This is a genomic window from Arthrobacter pascens (assembly GCF_030815585.1).
Taxonomy (GTDB): Bacteria; Actinomycetota; Actinomycetes; order Actinomycetales; family Micrococcaceae; genus Arthrobacter; species Arthrobacter pascens_A.
This window is the reverse complement of sequence record NZ_JAUSWY010000001.1, coordinates 988,485-1,007,572: the sequence shown is the minus strand read 5'-3', so window position 1 is coordinate 1,007,572 and position 19,088 is coordinate 988,485. Positions and strand designations below refer to the sequence as shown.

18 protein-coding genes are annotated in these 19,088 nt (G+C 66.5%); 5 read left to right on the top strand and 13 right to left on the bottom strand.

The annotated features are described in order from the left end of the window. Positions 1–13: 13 nt before the first annotated feature. A complete protein-coding gene (gene groL, locus QFZ30_RS04815) occupies positions 14–1,624 on the bottom strand; it encodes a chaperonin GroEL (protein WP_307073980.1) in 1,611 nt (536 codons plus the stop codon). Positions 1,625–1,708: 84 nt separating this feature from the next. Further along, positions 1,709–2,005 (bottom strand): co-chaperone GroES, encoded by a 297-nt coding sequence (gene groES / locus QFZ30_RS04810; RefSeq protein WP_307073978.1) that lies wholly within the window; start codon positions 2,003–2,005, stop codon positions 1,709–1,711. Between the two features lie 272 nt (positions 2,006–2,277). Here groES and QFZ30_RS04805 point away from each other — a divergent pair, with 272 nt between their 5' ends. Beyond that, positions 2,278–3,195, top strand: coding sequence for a DMT family transporter (locus QFZ30_RS04805; RefSeq protein ID WP_307073976.1), 918 nt, complete (start codon positions 2,278–2,280; stop codon positions 3,193–3,195). 2 nt (positions 3,196–3,197) lie between these two features. On the opposite strand, the gene QFZ30_RS04800 is transcribed toward QFZ30_RS04805, so the two are convergent. Then, entirely contained in the window at positions 3,198–3,584 is a 387-nt protein-coding gene (locus tag QFZ30_RS04800; RefSeq protein ID WP_307073974.1) for a hypothetical protein, read from the bottom strand. Between the two features lie 54 nt (positions 3,585–3,638). On the opposite strand from QFZ30_RS04800, the gene QFZ30_RS04795 reads away from it, so the two are divergent. After that, entirely contained in the window at positions 3,639–4,880 is a 1,242-nt protein-coding gene (locus QFZ30_RS04795; protein WP_307073972.1) for a class I SAM-dependent methyltransferase, read from the top strand. A gap of 46 nt (positions 4,881–4,926) precedes the next feature. On the opposite strand, the gene QFZ30_RS04790 is transcribed toward QFZ30_RS04795, so the two are convergent. The 3 genes from QFZ30_RS04790 to QFZ30_RS04780 all read right to left on the bottom strand — a co-directional run bounded on the left by QFZ30_RS04790 (position 4,927) and on the right by QFZ30_RS04780 (position 8,636). Next, positions 4,927–5,877: a hypothetical protein gene (locus tag QFZ30_RS04790; protein ID WP_307073970.1), complete on the bottom strand. Its 951-nt coding sequence runs from the start codon at positions 5,875–5,877 to the stop codon at positions 4,927–4,929. A 478-nt stretch (positions 5,878–6,355) separates the two neighbouring features. Continuing rightward, a complete protein-coding gene (locus tag QFZ30_RS04785; protein ID WP_307073968.1) occupies positions 6,356–7,174 on the bottom strand; it encodes a shikimate 5-dehydrogenase in 819 nt (272 codons plus the stop codon). Positions 7,175–7,202: 28 nt separating this feature from the next. Further along, entirely contained in the window at positions 7,203–8,636 is a 1,434-nt protein-coding gene (locus QFZ30_RS04780; protein ID WP_307080043.1) for a glycoside hydrolase family 3 N-terminal domain-containing protein, read from the bottom strand. A gap of 400 nt (positions 8,637–9,036) precedes the next feature. Between QFZ30_RS04780 and QFZ30_RS04775 the strand changes: the two genes are divergently transcribed. Continuing rightward, on the top strand, positions 9,037–10,188 hold the full coding sequence (locus QFZ30_RS04775) for a glutamate--cysteine ligase (protein ID WP_307073965.1): 1,152 nt from the start codon (positions 9,037–9,039) through the stop codon (positions 10,186–10,188). A 72-nt stretch (positions 10,189–10,260) separates the two neighbouring features. Here the strand turns inward: QFZ30_RS04775 and tsaD are convergent, their stop codons facing one another. The 6 genes from tsaD to QFZ30_RS04745 all read right to left on the bottom strand — a co-directional run bounded on the left by tsaD (position 10,261) and on the right by QFZ30_RS04745 (position 15,657). Beyond that, a complete protein-coding gene (gene tsaD / locus QFZ30_RS04770) occupies positions 10,261–11,397 on the bottom strand; it encodes a tRNA (adenosine(37)-N6)-threonylcarbamoyltransferase complex transferase subunit TsaD (protein WP_307073963.1) in 1,137 nt (378 codons plus the stop codon). Next, a complete protein-coding gene (rimI, locus tag QFZ30_RS04765) occupies positions 11,394–11,858 on the bottom strand; it encodes a ribosomal protein S18-alanine N-acetyltransferase (protein WP_307080042.1) in 465 nt (154 codons plus the stop codon). The genes tsaD and rimI overlap by 4 nt, the downstream gene beginning before the upstream one ends. A 44-nt stretch (positions 11,859–11,902) precedes the next feature. Next, positions 11,903–12,574 carry a tRNA (adenosine(37)-N6)-threonylcarbamoyltransferase complex dimerization subunit type 1 TsaB gene (gene tsaB, locus QFZ30_RS04760; RefSeq protein ID WP_307073961.1) on the bottom strand — a complete coding sequence of 224 codons (672 nt, stop codon included), beginning with the start codon at positions 12,572–12,574 and terminating at the stop codon, positions 11,903–11,905. Continuing rightward, a complete protein-coding gene (gene tsaE, locus QFZ30_RS04755) occupies positions 12,574–13,203 on the bottom strand; it encodes a tRNA (adenosine(37)-N6)-threonylcarbamoyltransferase complex ATPase subunit type 1 TsaE (protein WP_307073960.1) in 630 nt (209 codons plus the stop codon). The genes tsaB and tsaE overlap by 1 nt, the downstream gene beginning before the upstream one ends. After that, on the bottom strand, positions 13,200–14,438 hold the full coding sequence (alr, locus tag QFZ30_RS04750; RefSeq protein ID WP_307073958.1) for an alanine racemase: 1,239 nt from the start codon (positions 14,436–14,438) through the stop codon (positions 13,200–13,202). Before alr ends, tsaE begins: the two co-directional genes overlap by 4 nt. A gap of 127 nt (positions 14,439–14,565) precedes the next feature. Next, positions 14,566–15,657, bottom strand: coding sequence for a carbohydrate kinase family protein (locus tag QFZ30_RS04745; RefSeq protein ID WP_307073956.1), 1,092 nt, complete (start codon positions 15,655–15,657; stop codon positions 14,566–14,568). A 71-nt stretch (positions 15,658–15,728) separates the two neighbouring features. Between QFZ30_RS04745 and QFZ30_RS04740 the strand changes: the two genes are divergently transcribed. Then, a complete protein-coding gene (locus QFZ30_RS04740; RefSeq protein WP_307073955.1) occupies positions 15,729–17,177 on the top strand; it encodes a family 4 glycosyl hydrolase in 1,449 nt (482 codons plus the stop codon). Here the strand turns inward: QFZ30_RS04740 and QFZ30_RS04735 are convergent. Beyond that, positions 17,174–17,701, bottom strand: coding sequence for a GNAT family N-acetyltransferase (locus QFZ30_RS04735; protein ID WP_307073953.1), 528 nt, complete (start codon positions 17,699–17,701; stop codon positions 17,174–17,176). The two genes, QFZ30_RS04740 and QFZ30_RS04735, sit on opposite strands and share 4 nt — an antisense overlap. Positions 17,702–17,824: 123 nt before the next feature. On the opposite strand from QFZ30_RS04735, the gene mshA reads away from it, so the two are divergent. Next, a complete protein-coding gene (gene mshA, locus QFZ30_RS04730; protein ID WP_307073951.1) occupies positions 17,825–19,081 on the top strand; it encodes a D-inositol-3-phosphate glycosyltransferase in 1,257 nt (418 codons plus the stop codon). Positions 19,082–19,088 lie beyond the last annotated feature (7 nt).

Here is a 19,088-nt window from a genome sequence, read left to right as displayed (position 1 = left end):
CGGAGGCTGCAGCTTAGTGGCTGTGGCCCGCGTGCTCGTCTTCTTCAGCAGGCTTCTCCACCACGAGGGTCTCGGTGGTGAGGACCAGTGCCGCGATGGATGCAGCGTTGCGCAGGGCCGCACGGGTGACCTTGACCGGGTCGATGACACCGGCAGCAATCAGGTCCTCGTACTCGCCGGACTTGGCGTTGAAGCCGTTGTTGGTTTCCAGCTCTGCGACCTTGGCCGTGACAACGTAGCCGTCGAACCCGGCGTTCTGGGCGATCCAGCGCAGCGGCTGCACCAGTGCGCGGCGGACGATGCCCACCGCAGCGGCGGCGTCGCCGTCGAGCGCCTTGACAGCCGGATCCTCGTCGAGGGCGTTCAGCGCGTGGATCAGCGCGGAGCCGCCACCGGCCACGATGCCTTCTTCGAGGGCGGCGCGGGTGGAGGACACTGCATCTTCGATGCGGTGCTTCTTTTCCTTCAGCTCAACCTCGGTGGCTGCGCCGACCTTGATCACGCCGATGCCGCCGGCCAGCTTGGCCAGGCGTTCCTGGAGCTTTTCCTTGTCCCAGTCCGAGTCCGTGCGGGTCAGCTCGGCACGCAGCTGGGAAACCCGTGCTGCGACGTCCTCTGCTGAACCTGCGCCGTCCACGATGGTGGTGTTGTCCTTGGTGACCGTGATGCGGCGGGCGGTACCCAGCACCTCAAGGCCAACCGAGTCCAGGCTCAGGCCCAGTTCCGGCGAGACAACCTGTGCACCGGTGAGGGTGGCGATGTCCTGCAGCATGGCCTTGCGGCGGTCGCCGAAGCCCGGAGCCTTGACGGCTACAACGTTCAGCGTGCCGCGGATGCGGTTGACGATCAGCGTAGAGAGGGCTTCGCCGTCAACGTCTTCAGCAATGATGAAGAGCGGCTTGGAGCTCTGCAGCGCCTTTTCCAGCAGCGGCAGGAAGTCCTGGACCGAGGAGATCTTGCCCTGGTTGATCAGGATGAGGGCGTCCTCGAGGACTGCTTCCTGGCGTTCCACGTCGGTGACGAAGTACGGGGACAGGTAGCCCTTGTCGAACTGCATGCCTTCGGTGAGAACCAGCTCGGTCTGCGTGGTGGAGGACTCCTCGATGGTGATCACACCATCCTTGCCAACCTTGCCAAACGCCTCGGCCAGGAGCTCGCCGATCTCATCGCTCTGGGCGGAGATGGCTGCAACGCTGGCAACCTGGGTGCCTTCAACGGGGCGTGCATTCTCCAGCAGGCGGGCGGCGACGGCCTCGACAGAAACCTCGATGCCGCGCTTGATCTGGCCGGGAGCGGCGCCCGCCGCAACGTTGCGCAGGCCTTCCTTGACCAGAGCCTGGGCAAGCACCGTGGCCGTGGTGGTGCCGTCGCCGGCAACGTCGTTGGTCTTGGTGGCTACTTCCTTGGCCAGCTGGGCGCCAAGGTTCTCGTACGGGTCATCAAGCTCAACTTCGCGGGCGATGGTCACGCCGTCGTTGGTGATGGTGGGCGCTCCCCACTTCTTGTCCAGAACAACGTTCCGGCCGCGGGGGCCGAGCGTCACTTTGACAGTGTTGGCGAGCTTGTCGATGCCGGCTTCAAGCGACCGGCGGGCAGCGTCGTTAAACGCAAGCTGCTTTGCCATGGTTTTGTCCTTTCAAAGACAGAAACCCCGCGCTGCTGACATCGTCAGACATGAAAGACGAGTCAGCTGCGCGGGGTCCAAGAGTTACTTTACGACGATCGCCAGAACGTCGCGGGCGGACAGCACGAGGTACTCGGCGCCGCTGTGCTTGACTTCGGTTCCGCCGTACTTCGAGTAGATAACGACGTCGCCTTCAGCGACGTCGAGCGGAACGCGGTTGCCGTTGTCGTCAAAGCGGCCGGGGCCTACTGCAACAACTTCGCCTTCCTGCGGCTTCTCCTGTGCGGAGTCCGGGATAACCAGGCCGGAAGCCGTGGTCTGCTCGGCTTCGAGCGGGCGGACAACAATACGATCCTCAAGAGGCTTAATAGAGACCGACACTCGGACCTCTCCTTTTCGTCAGCAAATTTATGGACTGGAAAACTGTGGCGCCCGGCTGGCAAACCGTCGTCGCGGTGCCGGCAGCAGCCTGGCTGGCAGCTCTTCATGTGTTAGCACCCTCCTAGGGAGAGTGCTAATGAAGACTCTATGTAAGTGGTTAGCACTCGGTCAAGGCGAGTGCCAGTATTTCGTCTTCGGCGAACCCTGGTTCGGGGTAGCGGCCGGAGAACCCCACCCTGAATCCAGCAAGGCTTCCGGTGTAGATTCAAGCGGTGAGAGCGTCTGTTTACCTGATCCTGGCCAATCTCTTCTGGTCAGGGAACCTTGTGGTGGGCCAGGTGGCCATGGCTTCCATGACGCCGATCGACGTCACTTTCTGGCGCTGGGCACTGGCTGCCGTCCCGCTGCTGGTCCTTGCCGGTTTTGTGGAGCGCCCCGATTGGTCGGCCGTGCTCCGCCGCTGGCCCACGCTTCTACTCCTGAGTGTTTTGGGCATGACCGGGTACACGCTGCTTCTCTACTCCGCACTGGAACACACATCCGCGATCAACGCCTCGCTGATCGGCGCAGCGAACCCGGCGCTGATTCTGCTGCTGGCTGTTCTCATGCTGGGCGACAGGCCGCGTCCCCTCAGCTGGTTCGGCATTGGCCTTGGCCTGGTGGGCGTGCTCCTGGTTCTCACGGACGGAGACCCCCGGCGGCTGCTGGGCTTTGGCGTTAACACCGGGGAGCTGCTGATGCTTGGGGCCATTACCACGTGGGCGTTCTACACCATCATCGCCCGCCGGCTGAAGCTCCCTGTCATCACCGCCACGGCCATCCAGGTGGCCATGGCGGTGGTGCTGCTCGCCCCCGTCGCACTCGTTTCCGGTGTCCGGCTTCCGGCAACGGCGGCCGAAGGATGGTCGGTGGCCTTCATCGCATTGTTCCCCTCGCTGGGTGCCTACCTCCTGTGGAACCTCGCGCTGAAAACCACGACGGCGGCAAACGCCGGGAACTACCTGAACCTGATCGTTGTGTTCACCGCCGTCATCACCCTGCTTTTGGGCAATCCCATCACTGTTCCGCAGATCCTTGGCGGGATCCTGGTGATTTCCGGCGTGCTGCTGACTGGCCTCAGGAAGCGGCCCACCGACAAGCCGGACGGCATGGGCGAAACACCCGGTATTCCGTCCGCCAGACGGCCCTGACCTCAGCGTCCGGCGAGGTCGTCGAAATCCACGTCTTCGTCGCCTTCGTTGCCGTCCTCAAGCCCTGTGCCGCGCTTGAGGTACAGCACCACTGCGCCGCCCGCGGCGGCAAGCAGTGAAATCACCAGGAGGATGATGCCGCCAATCCGGGCCCCGGCGTAAAGGCCCCGGATGTCCCGTGCCTCGTCCGTGGCATCCTGGATGTTCTTGCCGCCCACGGAGTAGATAGTGGCGTTGAAGGTGTCCAGGAAGAAGATAATCACCAGGAGCGCGATGCAGACGACGGCCACGGCAGCCCCTGCGATCAGTGCAGGCCGCGCGAACCTCACCAGGTCCGGGTTCGCGGATCGGGGCTGTTCGGACGGCTGGGTGCCTGCGCTGTCTTCCATGCCTTCAACCATATCGGGAACTCGCCGCGGTGCTCCTCCACTAGGCTTGAACCCATGGCTCAAGCACCGCAGGACCAGATCGCCCCACTGCTCACCAGCGAAGGCTGGGAGCTGCTGGCGTCCCTGGGTCCCTACCGGGAGGACAGGGCTTTCGAACTCAATTCTTCCCTCCGCAAAGCCGGGCACTCCCCCGCCCTGGTGTCCGCGGTCCTCACCCAGTCCAGGCTGCGCACCAAAGCTGAGCTGAAATTCGGCGAGTTCGCCCGGCAGATGCTGTTTACCCAGGCCGGCCTGGAGCAGGCCACCCGGCTGAACGTCGCGGCCCGGCACGCGGAACGGTTTGCGCAGGCCGGCATCAGCCACGTGGCGGACCTTGGCTGCGGGCTTGCTGCCGATTCATTGGCGCTAGCATCCATGGGCATCACCGTCACCGCAGTGGAAATGGACGAAACCACAGCAGCCTGCGCCACTGTGAACCTCATTCCTTTTCCGAATGCCACCGTGGTGCACTCCGATGCCATGACGGTACCGCTGGACGGTGTCGACGGCGTCTGGCTGGACCCCGCGCGCCGTGTTACCTCCACCTCGGGAACCAAACGGATCTGGGACCCTGAGGCGTTTTCCCCGCCGCTCTCCTTTGTGGAATCCCTCGCGGCGACCGGCCGTGCGGTCGGAGTCAAAATGGGCCCCGGCATGCCGCACGATTCAGTTCCCGCGGGCTGTGAGGCGCAATGGGTTTCCGTGGGCGGCGATGTCACCGAGGTGACGCTGTGGTTCAACTCCGTGAGCCGGCCCGGAATCCGCCGGGCCGCGCTGTTGCTCGGCACACAGGGCGCCGCCGAGATCACCAGCGCAGAAGACTTCGACGGCGGTCCGGCAGCGCCTGTGGGTCCGGCAGAGGGCTATCTGTACGAACCCGATGGTGCCGTGATCCGGGCAGGCCTGGTGGCCGACGTCGCGCTTCAGCTGGGCGGGCACCTGGTGGATGAGCACATCGCCTACATCTGTGCGCCGGAACTTGTGGATACCCCCTTCGCGCGGGCCTACAAGGTCCTGGAAGTAATGCCGTACAACGTCAAGGCGCTCAAGGCCTGGGTGAAGGAGAACGGCGTCGGAGTGTTGGACATCAAGAAGCGCGGCACTGCGGTCACTCCGGAGGAGCTGCGCAAGCAGCTGCTCCCGGCAGGGAAAAACACAGGGAAGAACGCCAGCAAGAAAACAGGAAGCAAAACAGCCACCCTGGTCCTGACCCGCATCGGGGAGGACCGGGTGGCCATCTCGGTGGAACCTGTCTGACGCCGGGCTGCCTTGGTCCGGCGGCCGGGTATCCCGAAGTCTCTCGCTAGCCGCCGGAGGTCTCAGCTGCTACCTCGGCAGGGGCTGTCTTGGCGTAGTCGCTCGTGCTGACCTCGTAGGCGTGCTGGTCGAGCTTCAATGCCTCCTGGTTGACGAAGTCGAGCTGGGCGCCTGAGAGCTGTTCCGCTTTGACGAGGTCCAAGGTCTCCTGGTTATCGCCGCCAACGGCTGTCACCCTCACCAGGCCCGTGCCTGCCGAATAGAACTTCCGCATGTGACCTACTCCCGGTTCCAGCGGGTTGTGTTCATCAATCACCAGCACGTCGTCGTAACATCCCGTGGGAACACATACTTTCTCGTGCTCCTGGACGACGTCCCCACAGTCCAGGAGGCCCACTGCAGGCGCGTGCGCCTGCACATAGCTCGGTGTGTCGATCCGGGGCTCGACCCGCATCGCGATCCCCGCCTCGGCCTCGGAGATGCCGCTGATGAAGGTGTTCGGCGCCCCGATGAATTCGCCGCCCTCAAACTCTTCCGGATACTCCCCGAAGAGCCAGACGGCCCCACTTTCCGTCTGGGCAAAGAAAGCCAGTTCGGATTCCACCAGCTCCCCGTCCGCGAGGTCCTGGTCCCACAACACCTGGGTCTTCACGCCGTTGATCACTTTGGTCAGTCCGGTCACGGAGTGGATCACCGTGCGCTCAGTAGTGCCTTCTGCATTCGTGACCGTGCCCGTGGTCGTGTACTGCATGCCGGCTGTCAGCGGAAACCACTTGTTGTCTATCTTGGGTGTCGACTGGAAGGCAGCGGGGTCGTAGGCGATGGCGGAGCCTGGCCCGCAGAGCTCCGGGCCGCTCGGTGTCGGGGTGGGCGAAACTGCAGGCGACGAAGTCTCCGACGCCGTCGGCGTCCCCGCAGGCGATGCCGAGGCCGGGGCCCCTGTGGTTGTGTCCGGGGCCGCATTGGGCGCGGCACACGACGCCAGTATGGATGTCATGAGAAACAGCATGAGAGCGGAACCCAAGGCTGTTATTCGTTCGTGGGGCTGTAGCATCTCGGTGGCCTTTCGCCGTAGGAATTGTGGCTTCCAGCAGCTGTCCTTGGCCCACCGTTTTCGGAGCTCTCGTGCAAGGCGGCGCTGGCGAAACCGCGCTATACCGAGCGGGACGAAGTCGCCCTAACGGGGCGCGGATCTGGTCTCCCGTGGTGATTCACCAACGAAGGACCAGAAGGTACGTTCAGCCCCCTCTCCTCAACCCGAGACCTTTGCCAGTTCTGCACAGGCATTGCAAGAATGATGGCCCTATTTCTTCTGTTTGAGAAGAGTGCGCCGGCGCACGTGTTTCCAGAGCCAGAATCCGTCGGCCGAACCGGGGCGTGGCTGCAAACGGCGTGCGGGAAACCGCAAAAACCGCAGAGCCGAAGAACAGAAAACCGCGTCCGCACCGCGGGGATCTGTTCGGCAGTCCCCTGGGTTATTGCGCGCGCATGAACTCCTCAGCGGCGTGCACCTGCTCCCGGCTGGGACGGACTCCGGTGTACAGCACGAATTGCTCCAGCGCCTGGATGGTGGCCACCTCGGCGCCCGTGATGACCGGTTTACCCGCCGCACGCGCGGCTTTGATGAGGGGCGTCTCAGCGGGCAGGGCCACGACGTCGAACACCACTTTGGCAGCATCGATGGTGCCCTGCGGGAAGGACAGCGCGTCGGATTCCGGCCCTCCCGCCATTCCGATGGGTGTCACGTTTATGATCAGGTCCGCCGTCCCGCCGTCGAGCACTGCACGCCACCGGAACCCGTACTGCTCCGCGAGGGACCGTCCCGTTTTCTCGTTGCGTGCGATGACCGTGACATCCGTGAACCCTGCGTCCCGCAGGGCCGCAACGGTGGCCTTGGCCATGCCGCCGGCGCCCTGGACCAGCACCGAATAGCCAGCCGGCACGGCATTGCTCTTGAGCAGCTGCTCGATGGCGGTGTAGTCAGTGTTGTAGGCCTTGAGGTGCCCGTCGGTGTTAACAATCGTGTTGACCGAGTCGATTGCCTTGGCTGAGGGATCCATTTCATCCACCAGGGCAATCACGTCCTCCTTGTACGGCATGGACACCGCGCAGCCGCGGATCCCCAGCCCCCGGACGCCGGCGATTGCCTGGGCCAGGTCCGTGGGGGCGAAGGCCTTATAGATCCAGTTAAGTCCCAGCTGGTCGTACAGGTAGTTGTGGAATCGGGTCCCGTTGTTGCTGGGCCGGGCCGATAGTGAAATGCAGAGGGTCATGTCTTTATTGAGAATGGGCACCCGTCCATTAAACGCGGTTCCGCCGGGTTTACGGGCAGCCGGTCCCCGCCGGGAAACTTCCGACGGCGGCGGGCAGCTTCCCCGGTGCCGTCGCCTTTCCTGCCAACACGGCTGCCAGGGCATCAAACGCCCCCTGGCTCCGGCCGTACACCGCCATCTTGACCGGCGCAGTGGAGTCCTGCAGCGGCCACGGAGCGTCCAAGGCGACGGCGATATCTCCTCCCGCAGGGGCGCCGCCGTAACCGATCAGGCTGACGAGGGGCCCTTCTCCCAGCCCGAGCCCTGCCCGTGACGCCGCGGCCTCGAACCGGGCCCTGTCCTGCGGGGAGCCGCCGGCCAGCCGGACGCTCCCCTGGACCATGGGGCCGCTGCACGGACCGGCCAGGACAGTGACGGCGGCCGCGGAAACCCGGGCGGAGAGCGGGCTTCCGCTTCCCGGCGCCGAGCCGGCCGGCGGCGTTGTCCTGCCCCGCCAGATCATCATCGTGGCAACCCGCTGGGCGGCTTCGTCCAGCCGTGCTGCGGGCAGGCTGCCCGACGCCGCTGCCCGGACGATTGCCGCGTGTGCCTGCCCGACGTCGGCCGGCATCAGCAGCAGGTCCGCGCCGGCGGCGAGCGCGGCGGGGGCTGCGGTGCCGTCGGGGAACTGCTGCTGGATGGCACCCATGTTGAGGGCGTCCGTTACGGCCACACCGTTGAAGCCCATTCCGCGCAGCGCAGCATACGTCGGCCGGGACAACGACGCCGGGACGCCGGGTTCCAGCGCGGGAACGGCGATGTGCCCGGTCATGACCATGGGCGCGCCGGCAGCCACGGCAGCCTGGAAGGGCTTCCAGTCGCGGGCGCTGAGCTCAGCGACGCCCGCTGGCTGCACCGGAAGGCTCTGGTGCGAATCCACGGTGACTGAACCGTGTCCTGGGAAATGCTTGACGGCGGGCAGGAGGCCGGCTTCCTGCATGCCCTGGGAAAAGGCCACCCCCAGCCGGGCTGCCGCGTCCGGATCGCCGGACATGGAGCGCGCGCCGATGGTGGGATCCGCCGGGCCGATGGTGACGTCCGTGTCCGGCGCGAAGTCCACGTTGAAGCCCAGTGGTGCGAGCTCCGAGGCAAGGGCACGGCCGGCGTCCTTGGTGAGCGGCACACTGCCCGCAGCGCCGTAGCTCATCGGGGCCGGCCATTCGGTCAGAGGTGCGCCCAGGCGTGCCACGACGCCGCCTTCCTGGTCCACGCCGATGAGCCCGGGCCATCCCCTGCCGTCGGCGCGGGCGGCCTGTGCCAGCCGGGCATTCACTGCTGCCATGGCTGACGGATCCACCTGGTTCTGCGCATCGAGGGGAACGTTTTCGCCCATGATGATGGATCCCGCCAGGTGCAGGCGTTCAATGGTGCCTGCCTGGGCCTCGGGGTCAGTGCCGCTGTAGGAAGGCATCAGCACCTGCCCGGCCTTCTCTTCCACGGTCATGGCTGCCACTGCGGCAGCGGCTGTGTCCTGGTCGCGCTGTTCGGGTCCCCATCCCAGTGCCCGCGTTCCATCATTGGGTGAGGCGTCAGGCGAGGCCGAAGCGGACGGAGGTGCCGGCGTCGGGCTTGGCGACGAGGGTGTTGTGCCGGCGGCGGAACTCGAGGACGGGGGCGCCGGGACGGGCGGCGCGCTGCAGGCGGCAAGCACTGCGGCAGCGGATACCGCAGCCACGGCAAGGGTGGTTTTGTGAATACTGTCACGGGTCCGGGAGAACAACGCCATCAATACGATGCTACCCCTGCACTAGACTTGAACCACCCGTTCGGCTGCCGGCTGGCACCTTCCACTGCCGCCTGCCGGAAGCGGCGTGAGCCACGGAAACAGAACAGTTAGGGAACGCATGAAGATTGATTTCGCTTCATCGAGGCAATCAACTCTTGGCGTGGAATGGGAACTGGCGCTCGTTGATGGCCAGACCGGCGAACTGGCGTCCGTGGCCAATGAGGTGCTCCGCGGCGTCGCCGCCAAGCACCCGGAGCTCAACGAAGACGACGAACACCCCCACATCAAGCAGGAACTTCTGCTCAACACGGTGGAACTCGTCACCGGGATCTGCGAAACCGCCGGAGAAGCGAAGGAAGACCTCAACCGTTCACTGGCCGCCGTCCGCGAAATCACCGACCCCATGGCCGTGGAAGTCTTCTGCGCGGGCAGCCACCCGTTCAGCCCGCCGCAGCTCCAGCCGGTGACTGACAAGGCCCGTTACGCCAAGCTGATCGACCGCACCCAGTGGTGGGGGCGGCAGATGGTGATCTACGGCGTGCACGTCCATGTGGGGCTGGACAGGCGCGAGAAGGCGCTGCCGGTACTGGACGGGCTGGTCAACTACTTCCCCCACTTCCAGTCGCTGTCGGCGTCCAGCCCGTTCTGGGGCGGCGAAGACACCGGCTACGCCTCGCACCGGGCCCTGATGTTCCAGCAGCTCCCCACCGCGGGCCTGCCCTTCCAGTTCCGGTCATGGGAGGAATACGAATCCTACGTCCAGGACATGTTCACCACCGGAGTGATAGACACCCTGTCAGAAATCCGCTGGGACATCCGGCCGGTTCCGAACCTGGGCACCATCGAGATGCGCATCTGCGACGGGCTGGCCACACTGGAGGAAGTGGGCGCGATTGCTGCCCTGACCCAGTGCCTTGTTGACGAATTTTCCACCACGCTGGACAACGGCGGAACCATTCCCACCATGCCGCCCTGGCATGTCCAGGAGAACAAGTGGCGTGCCGCCCGGTACGGCATGGATGCCATCATCATCCTGGATGCGGCGGGCAAGGAGCAGTTGGTCACCGACAACCTCCTGGAGACCCTGAATCGGCTTGAACCCGTGGCAGCGAAACTCGGCTGCCCGGACGAACTCGCCGACGTGGAGAAGATCATCCGCCGCGGGGCCGGCTACCAGCGCCAGCGCCGCCTTGCGGCCGAACACGGCGGAGACCTGCAGGCCGTGGTGCTGGACCTCGTCAGGCAGATGCGCAACGGCCCCACCGCCTAACCCGTTGCCCTAACACGTACGGTTCCCTTGCCGCCGGTTGGGGACCATGAGTGCTAGCGCAACGGCGAAAAGTCAGGCCGGAGCGGAGACGGTGGTGACCGGCATCGAAGAATCCGGGGCGAAGCGGATGCCGCTCGGGCCGATCCCCGCCATGACCAGCTGGGACCCCAGGGCAGCCACCATGGCTCCGTTGTCCGTGCACAGGTCCAGCGGAGGCACGTAAAGCCTTATCCCTGCCGAAGCACAGCGCTGGCCGGTGAGCTCGCGCAGCCTGGAGTTGGCCGCCACGCCGCCGCCCAGCAGGACATCGGTGATGCCGTTCTCCCGGCAGGCCAGTACGGCCTTGGACGTGATCACGTCCACCACGGCTTCCTGGAAGGCTGCGGCAATATCGGCCACCGGAACGTCCTCACCTCGGGCCTCAAACTGCTCCACGCACCGCGCCACGGCAGTCTTCACCCCGCTGAAAGACCAGTCATAGCGGTGTTTCCCCGGTTCCTCCGCCGTGCCCATGTATTTGGGTTGAGTGAGCCCGCGCGGGAAGCGGATGGCCTTGGGATTGCCTTCCCGGGCCAGTCTGTCGATGGCGGGGCCGCCCGGATACCCAAGGCCAAGGATGCGGGCCACCTTGTCATAGGCCTCACCGGCGGCGTCGTCGATGGTGGAACCAAGCAGCTCCACGTCGTCGGTGATGCGGTTGATCTTCAAAATTTCGGTGTGCCCGCCGGAGACTAGGAGGGCGCCAAGATTGTCCGGGAGGCGCGGGGCAACCGCGCCGTGTGTGGCCGCGCTTCGGTCTGAGGCGGAGTCCTTGCCTGCCGGCGATTGTCCGTCCAGGAGCCCTACCCCCACGTGCGCCACCAGGTGGTTGATGGCATACAGCGGCTTGCCGGTGGCGACGGCCAAGGCCTTCGCTGCACAGACCCCCACCATCAGGGCGCCGGCCAGGCCGGGGCCCGAGGTGACGGCAATAGCGTCAATGTCCTCAAGGTCCACGCCGGCGTCGGACAAGGCCTGGCGCAGCGTCGGGACAAATGCGTCAAGGTGGGCCCGGGAGGCGATCTCAGGGATCACACCCCCGAAGCGCACGTGCTCATCCATGGAGGAGGACACCGTATTGGTGAGGAGCGTGGTTCCCCGCACGATCCCCACGCCGGTCTCGTCACAGGAGGATTCGATGCCCAGGACCAGTGGCTGTAAGCGGTTCATGGCTGGTCTGCTTTCGTTGTCCCGAGGCCGGCGGGGCGGGTCAGCTGTAACCTCATGATGAGGGCGTCAACGCCGTCGCGGTAATACTTCCGGCGGATATGAATCTGTTCGAAGCCGAACCGTAGGTACAGCTGCTGGGCGCGGGGGTTGTCCGCGCGGACCTCCAGCAAGACGTCGCCGGCACCGCGGCGCCGGGCTTCCCCGATGAGCAGCGTGAGCAGGGCAGACCCGATTCCCCGCCCCTCGAATTCTGGGACCACGGCGATCGTCTGCACATCGGCAATCGGCTCGATGCACATCAGACCCGCATAGCCCACGATCCCGGCGTCAGTTTCCGCCACCAAGTATCGGCGGGTCGTTGTCTGGGACAGTTCGTCCAGGAACATCTGCAGGGGCCAGGCGTCAGCCGGGAACAGGCGCTGTTCCAGGGCATTGACGGTGGGCACATCATCCACGGTCATGTCGCGCAGGATGACCCCGTCCGCGCGCGGCCCCGCCGTCGTATTCACAGGGCGCGCTTCCGCGGTCCAGGCACCTGGGCATCGGATTCCCGCAGGTACAGGGGTGTTGAGTCGAGCAGCTGCCCGCCGGCCGCCAGCCGCGCCAGTGCGAACTGTCCCAGGTAGAGGGCATCGGGCTGTTCGGTGCTGAACCCTGGGTCTGCCCGGAGCACGTCGGAGTACAGTCCCGCGCCTGCCCCGTACGCCGGCAGGTCGGGGAGGTCCACAGCGAAGCCCACATGCGGACCGTCTTCCAGCTGCGGCAGCTGTCCCTCCGCCAGGCTGTACCGAGCCCAGTAGACCTCTTTCCGCCGGGCATCGGTGACCACCAGGAACTCGGAAACAGCGGCCGTGGACTCCGCTACCTCCAGGGCAACGGCGTCCAGGCTCATCAATCCGTGCAGGGGCTTGTCCCACACGAACGAAAGCGTGCGGGCAGTGGCGATGCCTGAGCGCAGCCCGGTGAACGGACCCGGTCCCACCCCGGTCACGATCGCGTCGATGTCTCGGCCGAAGACCTCTGCCGAGGCCAGGAGGTCCTGGATCCCCGGGGCCAGAACTTCCGCATGGCTGCGGGTGTCCTCGGTGGAGAAGCTGGCCACCACCGCTTCCAGTGCGTCGTCCGAGACCAACGCGGCACTGGCCACGGCGGAGGTGTCGATGGCAAGAATGAGCATCAGGCGCTCCCTTCGGGAATCCCGCCGAGGGCCGGCCGTGCGCTCCAGCGCGGACCGAACCCCCGCATCACGATGGTGCGGGGTTCGTCGTCGTCCTCAGTCTCAAAATCCAGGGTTCCGGAGGCAGGGTTTGCGGAGGCTGCGGTGCCTGGGCCAGGGGTGCCGGCGGCCGTTTCCGGAGCCTGCAAGCCGATGGCGCGGTGCAGGTCCACCTCCAGCCGGCTCTCGCTCAGGTGCTCCACACGACCCAGTCCCCACTCCACCACGGTCACGGACGAATCCATGGTGTTCTCAAGGTCGATGTCATCGATCTCCGACGCCGACCCAAGCCGGTAGGCATCCACGTGCACCAGGTCGGGGCCGCCGGGACGGGGGCCGTCAGGCAGATTCGGGTGGATGCGCACCAGGACGAAGGTGGGCGAGATGATTCCGGCGCGCACGCCCAGGCCCTCTCCCAGCCCCTGGGTGAAGGTTGTCTTTCCTGCCCCCAGTTCGCCGGAGAGCACCACCAGGTCCCCGGCTTCCAGGGCATTCGCCAAGGCGGCGGCGAGTTCATGCGTCTGGTCCGCCGTCGATACGGTAAGCGTCAGCTCCCAGTTGGGCCGGTCTGCCTGGGCGGGCAGGCTCATGGCGTTGCCCGCTTGTTCACTGTGGGCTTCTTCACGGGGGACTTGTTCACGAAAGGCTCGTTGATGAACCGCCGGGGGACCCTGGGGCTGATCCTGGTCACAATCTCATAGTTGTTGGTGCCCGCCGCGCGTGCCCAGTCATCGGCGGTGGGGCCGCCGTCGGAGCCGCTGCCGAACAGTTCCGCTTCTGCACCCAAAAGGCCCGCGGCTGCCGGGCCGATGTTGCCGAGGTCGACGACCATCTGGTCCATGGCGATCCGGCCCACGATGGGGTAGGTCTTGCCGGCCACCCGCACGGGCCCGCCCGTTGCCACGCGGGGAACGCCGTCAGCGTAGCCCATCGGAATCAGGGCCAGAGTGCTGGGGCCTCTGGTGTGGTACCGGAGCCCGTAAGAAACACCCTGTCCCGCCGGAACGTCCTTGCACTGGGACACAAGAGTGCGCAGGGTCATGGCAGGGCGGAGGCCCAGTTCGGCGGATGTCTGGCCCTCAAAAGGCGAAAGTCCGTAGATGCCCAGTCCCACCCGGACCAGGTCGAAGTGCGTATCCGGCCGGGACAGCGTGGCCGGGGTGTTGGCGAGGTGCCGGACTTCCGGATCCACGCCGGCGTCCTCGGCCACTGCGAGCACTTCACGGAACGCGGCAAGCTGCTGGTCGGTTTCGGGGCGCTGCGGTTCGTCGGCAACGGAAAGATGGGAGAAAATGCCCACCACCCGCAGGATGCCTTGGTCCTGGTACTCCATGGCTTCGCCCACCAGCTGGTCCCAGGATTCGATTGTTGCGCCGTTCCGGCCCAGCCCCGTGTCCACCTTCAAATGGATCCTGGCGGGACGCTCCTGTTCACGGGCGGCTGCCACAATCCGGTCCAGCTCCCAGCCGGAGCATCCGATGTCGACGCCGGCAGCCACCGCCGCGCCGAAGTTGCTTTCCGTCGTGTGCAGCCAGGCCAGCAGGGGGGCATCGATGCCCGCGGTACGCAACGCAAGGGCCTCGGAGATGTGGGCCACCCCCAGCCACGACGCGCCGGCTTCCAATGCGGCCCGGGCCACCGGAACGGCTCCATGTCCGTAGGCATCGGCCTTCACCACGGCCATGACCTTGGCGGGCGAGGCCGCATCGGCCAGCCGGCGCACGTTATGCCGGATGGCGTCCAGGTCTATGACGGCGGACCGCTCGTACAGGGGATCCGCTCCTGAGGCCGCGCTGAAGTCGCCAGTTGTTACGGGGTAAGTCACGTTAGTGATTCTAGTGCGGGCGGTCAGGGCGGGATAATCGTGCCGGCTCCAGTCTCCGGCGGCCATGCCCAGGAAGCGGCCCGCCGGTCAGGCAACAGACGCAGGCAACGGACGCAGGCAACTGAGACTAGGCGTCAGACAGATGCGCGATGGTGGCCGTGGCCCGGCGCTGCGCTGCCAGCGGGACGTCCCGGACGATCTCGGCCAGGAAGGCGAAGCGGCGGAGCCACTGGCTGCTCTGGCGCTCACGCCGGGCGTTGGCCCGCTGCCACCAGTCGGCGATGTCGCCCCATCCGGGTGCTGCCAGCGAACCGCCTACTTCCTGCACTGCCAGCGAGGCGCAGAGATTGGCGAAGCGGAGCCTGTTCCCCAGCGGCCAGCCAGCAAGGCTGCCCACAATGAAGGCCGCATCGAAGCAGTCGCCGGCGCCGGTGGGATCGTAGGCTGTGACAGGCAGCGACGGCACCCACTCCTCCTCCCCCGTCTCCGAGTCCACAGCCATGGCACCTTGGGCGCCGAGCGTCACCACCGCAACCGGTACCCGGTCCGCCAGGGCGTACAGCGCTGCCCATGGATCGTCCTTACCGGTGAACGCCATGGCCTCCCGCTGGTTGGGCAGGAAAGCGTGGAAATACTGCAGGTTCTCCAGCCTGACCGGCGACCATTCCCCGCTGGGATCCCAGCCCACGTCCCCAAAAAGTTTGACACCGGCCTGATGGGCCGCCTTGGCCCACGGCTCAATCTCCGTGCCGAGTTCAGCGATGCCTGCGAGCGCCGACGGCGGCGGACCGATCAGCTCCGAGGACGTCATCGGCGGAGGGTGTCCGTGCGTCACCAGCGACCGGTCGTTATGGACACTGAGGGACACCGTGACCGGCGAGTGCCACCCCGGTATGCGGCGCGAGAGGCTGAGGTCCACGTGTTCCTGTCCTGCCAGGATCTTCCAGTTGTAGTCCCCGTAGCCGTCATCCCCGAAGGCCGCCGCCAAGCCCGTCCGGAGGCCCAGCCTGGCCGCGGCGATGGCCTGGTTTGCCACTCCGCCGGGGCAGCTGCCCATGCCCTCGCTCCAGATTTCGGTGCCCGGCTCAGGAGCATGGGGCAATCCGGTGAAGATGATGTCCTGGAACACCGTTCCGGCGAGAATCAGGTCGAACTCCCCGTCCGACGGCGTGCGGACGGCTGAGAGCGGGTCGAATCGGCGGGCGGGGATCGCGTCCATGTCCGGCACACTACGCCCTGCCGCCGCCCGGCGATAGGGGCAGGCCCGCCGCCAGGCCTAGACTGCTGCCTATGCGGCTCATGATTGCCGGCGGCGGCGGATTCCGGGTGCCGCTTGTGTACCGGGCGCTGGCCTCCGGCGCCTTTGCGGGGATGGTCAGCGAACTGGTGCTGTTCGACGTCGATCCCGCCCGCCTCAGCGCCATCACCGCGGTGCTGCGGGCCATGCCGTCCGCCAGCGGCGGAGAACCAGGCGGCGGCACCGGAGGCGCGCCGTCGGTCCGCACCGCCACGTCCCTGCCCGAAGCCCTGGCCGGAACGCAGATGGTGTTCGCGGCCATCCGCCCCGGCGGGACGGCAGGCCGGATCGCCGACGAACGCGTCGCGCAGGAGCTCGGCCTGCTGGGGCAGGAAACCACCGGCGCGGGCGGTATTTCCTACGCCCTGCGCACCATCCCCGAAATGCTGGACCTTGCCCGGCACATGATGGAGCACTGTCCGGACGCCTGGCTCATCAACTTCACCAACCCGGCTGGCATGGTCACCGAAGCCCTGGTGCCCGTCCTAGGGCGGAAAGCCATCGGGATTTGCGACTCCGCCGGCGGACTGGTGCACCGGGCGGCCCGCGCGGCCGGCATGCCGCTGCAGGACGGAAGGCTCGACGGCGTGGGCTACTACGGGCTCAACCACCTGGGCTGGCTCTACCGGCTGGAGTCCGGCGGGCGCGATCTGCTCGCGGGCCTGCTGTCCGACCCCCGGGCCCTCGAGTCATTCGAGGAAGGCCGCCTTTTTCCCCAACCGTTCCTGGCCCGCCTGGGTGCCCTGCCCAACGAGTACATGTATTACTACTACCAACGGGACAGCGCCGCAGCGGCCATGCGCGCCATGGCTCAGACCCGCGGCGAATCCATCCACAACCAGCAGGCAGAGCTCTACCCCCGGCTCGCTGCAGCAGGTGCCGATGCCTACCGGCTATGGGACGCGGCCCGCCGGTCCCGGGAGGAAGGCTACCTGGCCGAGGCACGGACTCACGGCGAGCAACGCGACGAGGACGACCTTGCCGGCGGCGGGTATGAGCGCGTGGCGCTCGCCGTCATGCGCGCTTTAACCGGCGGCAGCGCCGGAGCCGGCGCCACCCAGTTGATCCTCAACACACGCAACGCGCTGCCAACCAGTCCGGAAGACGCTCAAACGGCTGCCTCGGAAGCAGCAATTCCGGGACTTCCGGCGGACGCCGTCGTCGAGGTTCCCTGCACCGTAACGCCCGACGGCGCGGTGCCGCTTCCGCAGTCCGCCCCGCCGGAGGAGCAACTTGACCTGCTCCGGCGGGTCAAGGACGTCGAACGGCTCACCGTCCGGGCGGCGACGAACGGAGACCGGGCCGCCGCCGTCGACGCTTTTGCCCGGCACCCGCTGGTGGATTCCCCTCTGCTGGGGGCCGCACTGCTGGCCGGCTATGAACGGGAATTTCCCGCACTGAGGGGGCTCTGGCGTGCGTCCGACGGAATGGGCGCAGGCTAGAGCTTGCGGTGCATCACGTGAAGCCCGACGTATCCCAGGGTGGGATGGTCGAAAGCCTCGGGAACGGTGCCGAGCACCTCGAAGCCCATGGCCTGCCATGCCGCCACGGCCCGCACATTGCTTGCTACGACGGCGTTGAACTGCATCGCCCGGAACCCGGCGGCCCTCGCCGTGTCCAGGGAATAGGCACACAGCGCCTTCGCGACGCCCTTGCCTCCGTGGTCGCGGTGAACCATATAGCCGGCGTTGGCCACGTGGCGTCCCCCGCCGCCCTGGTTGGGGTGCAGTTCGCCGGTACCGATCACGCCGCCGTCGGACGTCACCGCCACGAACGCCTGGCCCGGCGCCTCCTTGAACCAGCGATTGCGGGCGTCCTCCTCAGTAGTGTCCCGGTCCCACGTGAACGTTTCGCCGGCCCTGATGACGGGCTCCAGCACGGCCCACATGCCGGGCCAGTCGGCGGCGGTGGCCGGCCGAACCGAGAAGTCCCCGGACGCTGATATCGAATCTGTGGCTGCCTTCACACGCGCCACGTTAGCAGCCGGGCACGGGCCGCGGAGACGGTCGTTAACAGAGGAGTAGTGTTTTATCGAATGCACTACCGAGGCGCGGCGGGTGCGCCGCCGCTGGTTGGAAGGAGAGATCCCATGGCACTGATCCGCAGGGTCGCGCTGCTCTCCCTCCACACCTCGCCGATGGAGCAGCCGGGCTCCGGCGACGCCGGCGGGATGAACGTTTACATCCGGGAGCTGGCTTCCGCACTCGCCGAAACCGGTGTGGAAGTGGAAATCTTCACCCGGTCCACATCAGCCGGGCAGCCAGCCGTCGAACATCCCGGCCCCGGCGTCTGCGTCCACAACGTCCTGGCCGGACCGCCGCGGAAGATCCCCAAGGAAGACCTGCCGGGTTTGCTGCACAGCCTGGTGGCCGAAATCGAGCAGATCCGCCAGCGCCAGCCGCACGGCCGGTATGACGTCATCCACTCGCACTACTGGGTATCCGGCATTGCAGGCCTGGAGCTGTCCGAACTCTGGGGCGTGCCGCTGGTCCACACCATGCACACCATGGCCAAGGTCAAGAACCTGCTGCTCGAGTCCGGGGAACACCCTGAGCCGCGGCGGAGGGAACTGGGCGAGCACAGAATTGTTGACGGAGCCGCGCGCCTGATCGCCAACACCAGCGCCGAAGCCGAGGAACTCGTGTCGCACTACAACGCGGATTTCGACCAGATTGACGTGGCAGCGCCAGGCGTGGACCTCAGCACCTTCACCCCCGCCTTCCGGGCGCGGTCGCGGGCCGAACGCGGGGTGCCCCGGGAAGCCTTCCATCTGGTCTTCGCCGGCCGCATCCAGCGGCTGAAAGGCCCGCACGTGTTGCTCAAGGCCGCCGCCCTGCTGCGCTCCCGGCGCCCGGAGATCAATCTGCGGCTCACCATCCTGGGCGCCCTCAGCGGCAACAAGGACTTCAACCTCCGTCACCTCATCGCGGATGCTGGACTGGACGACGTCGTCACGCACCTTCCCCCGGTGGGCGCACCGGAACTCGCCTCCTGGTTCAGGGCCGCGGACGTTGTGGTGATGCCCTCCTACAGCGAGTCCTTCGGGCTGGTGGCCCTGGAGGCACAGGCCTGCGGGACGCCGGTGGTCGGTACCCGGGTGGGCGGGCTGTCCCGTGCCATCTGCCATGGCCGGACCGGGCTGCTGGTGGAAGGGCACCATGCCGCGGACTGGGCCGATGCCCTCGAAGCCCTGTACGACGATCCGGCCACCCGGGAAGATATGGGCCGGGCCGCCTCCATCAGGGCCCAGAACTCCGGATGGCAGCGCACTGCCGCCATCACGCTGGAAAGTTACCACGCCGCCGTCGACAATTACTTGGAGCACCGGCTGATCCCGGCGCCCTGAGGCGGGC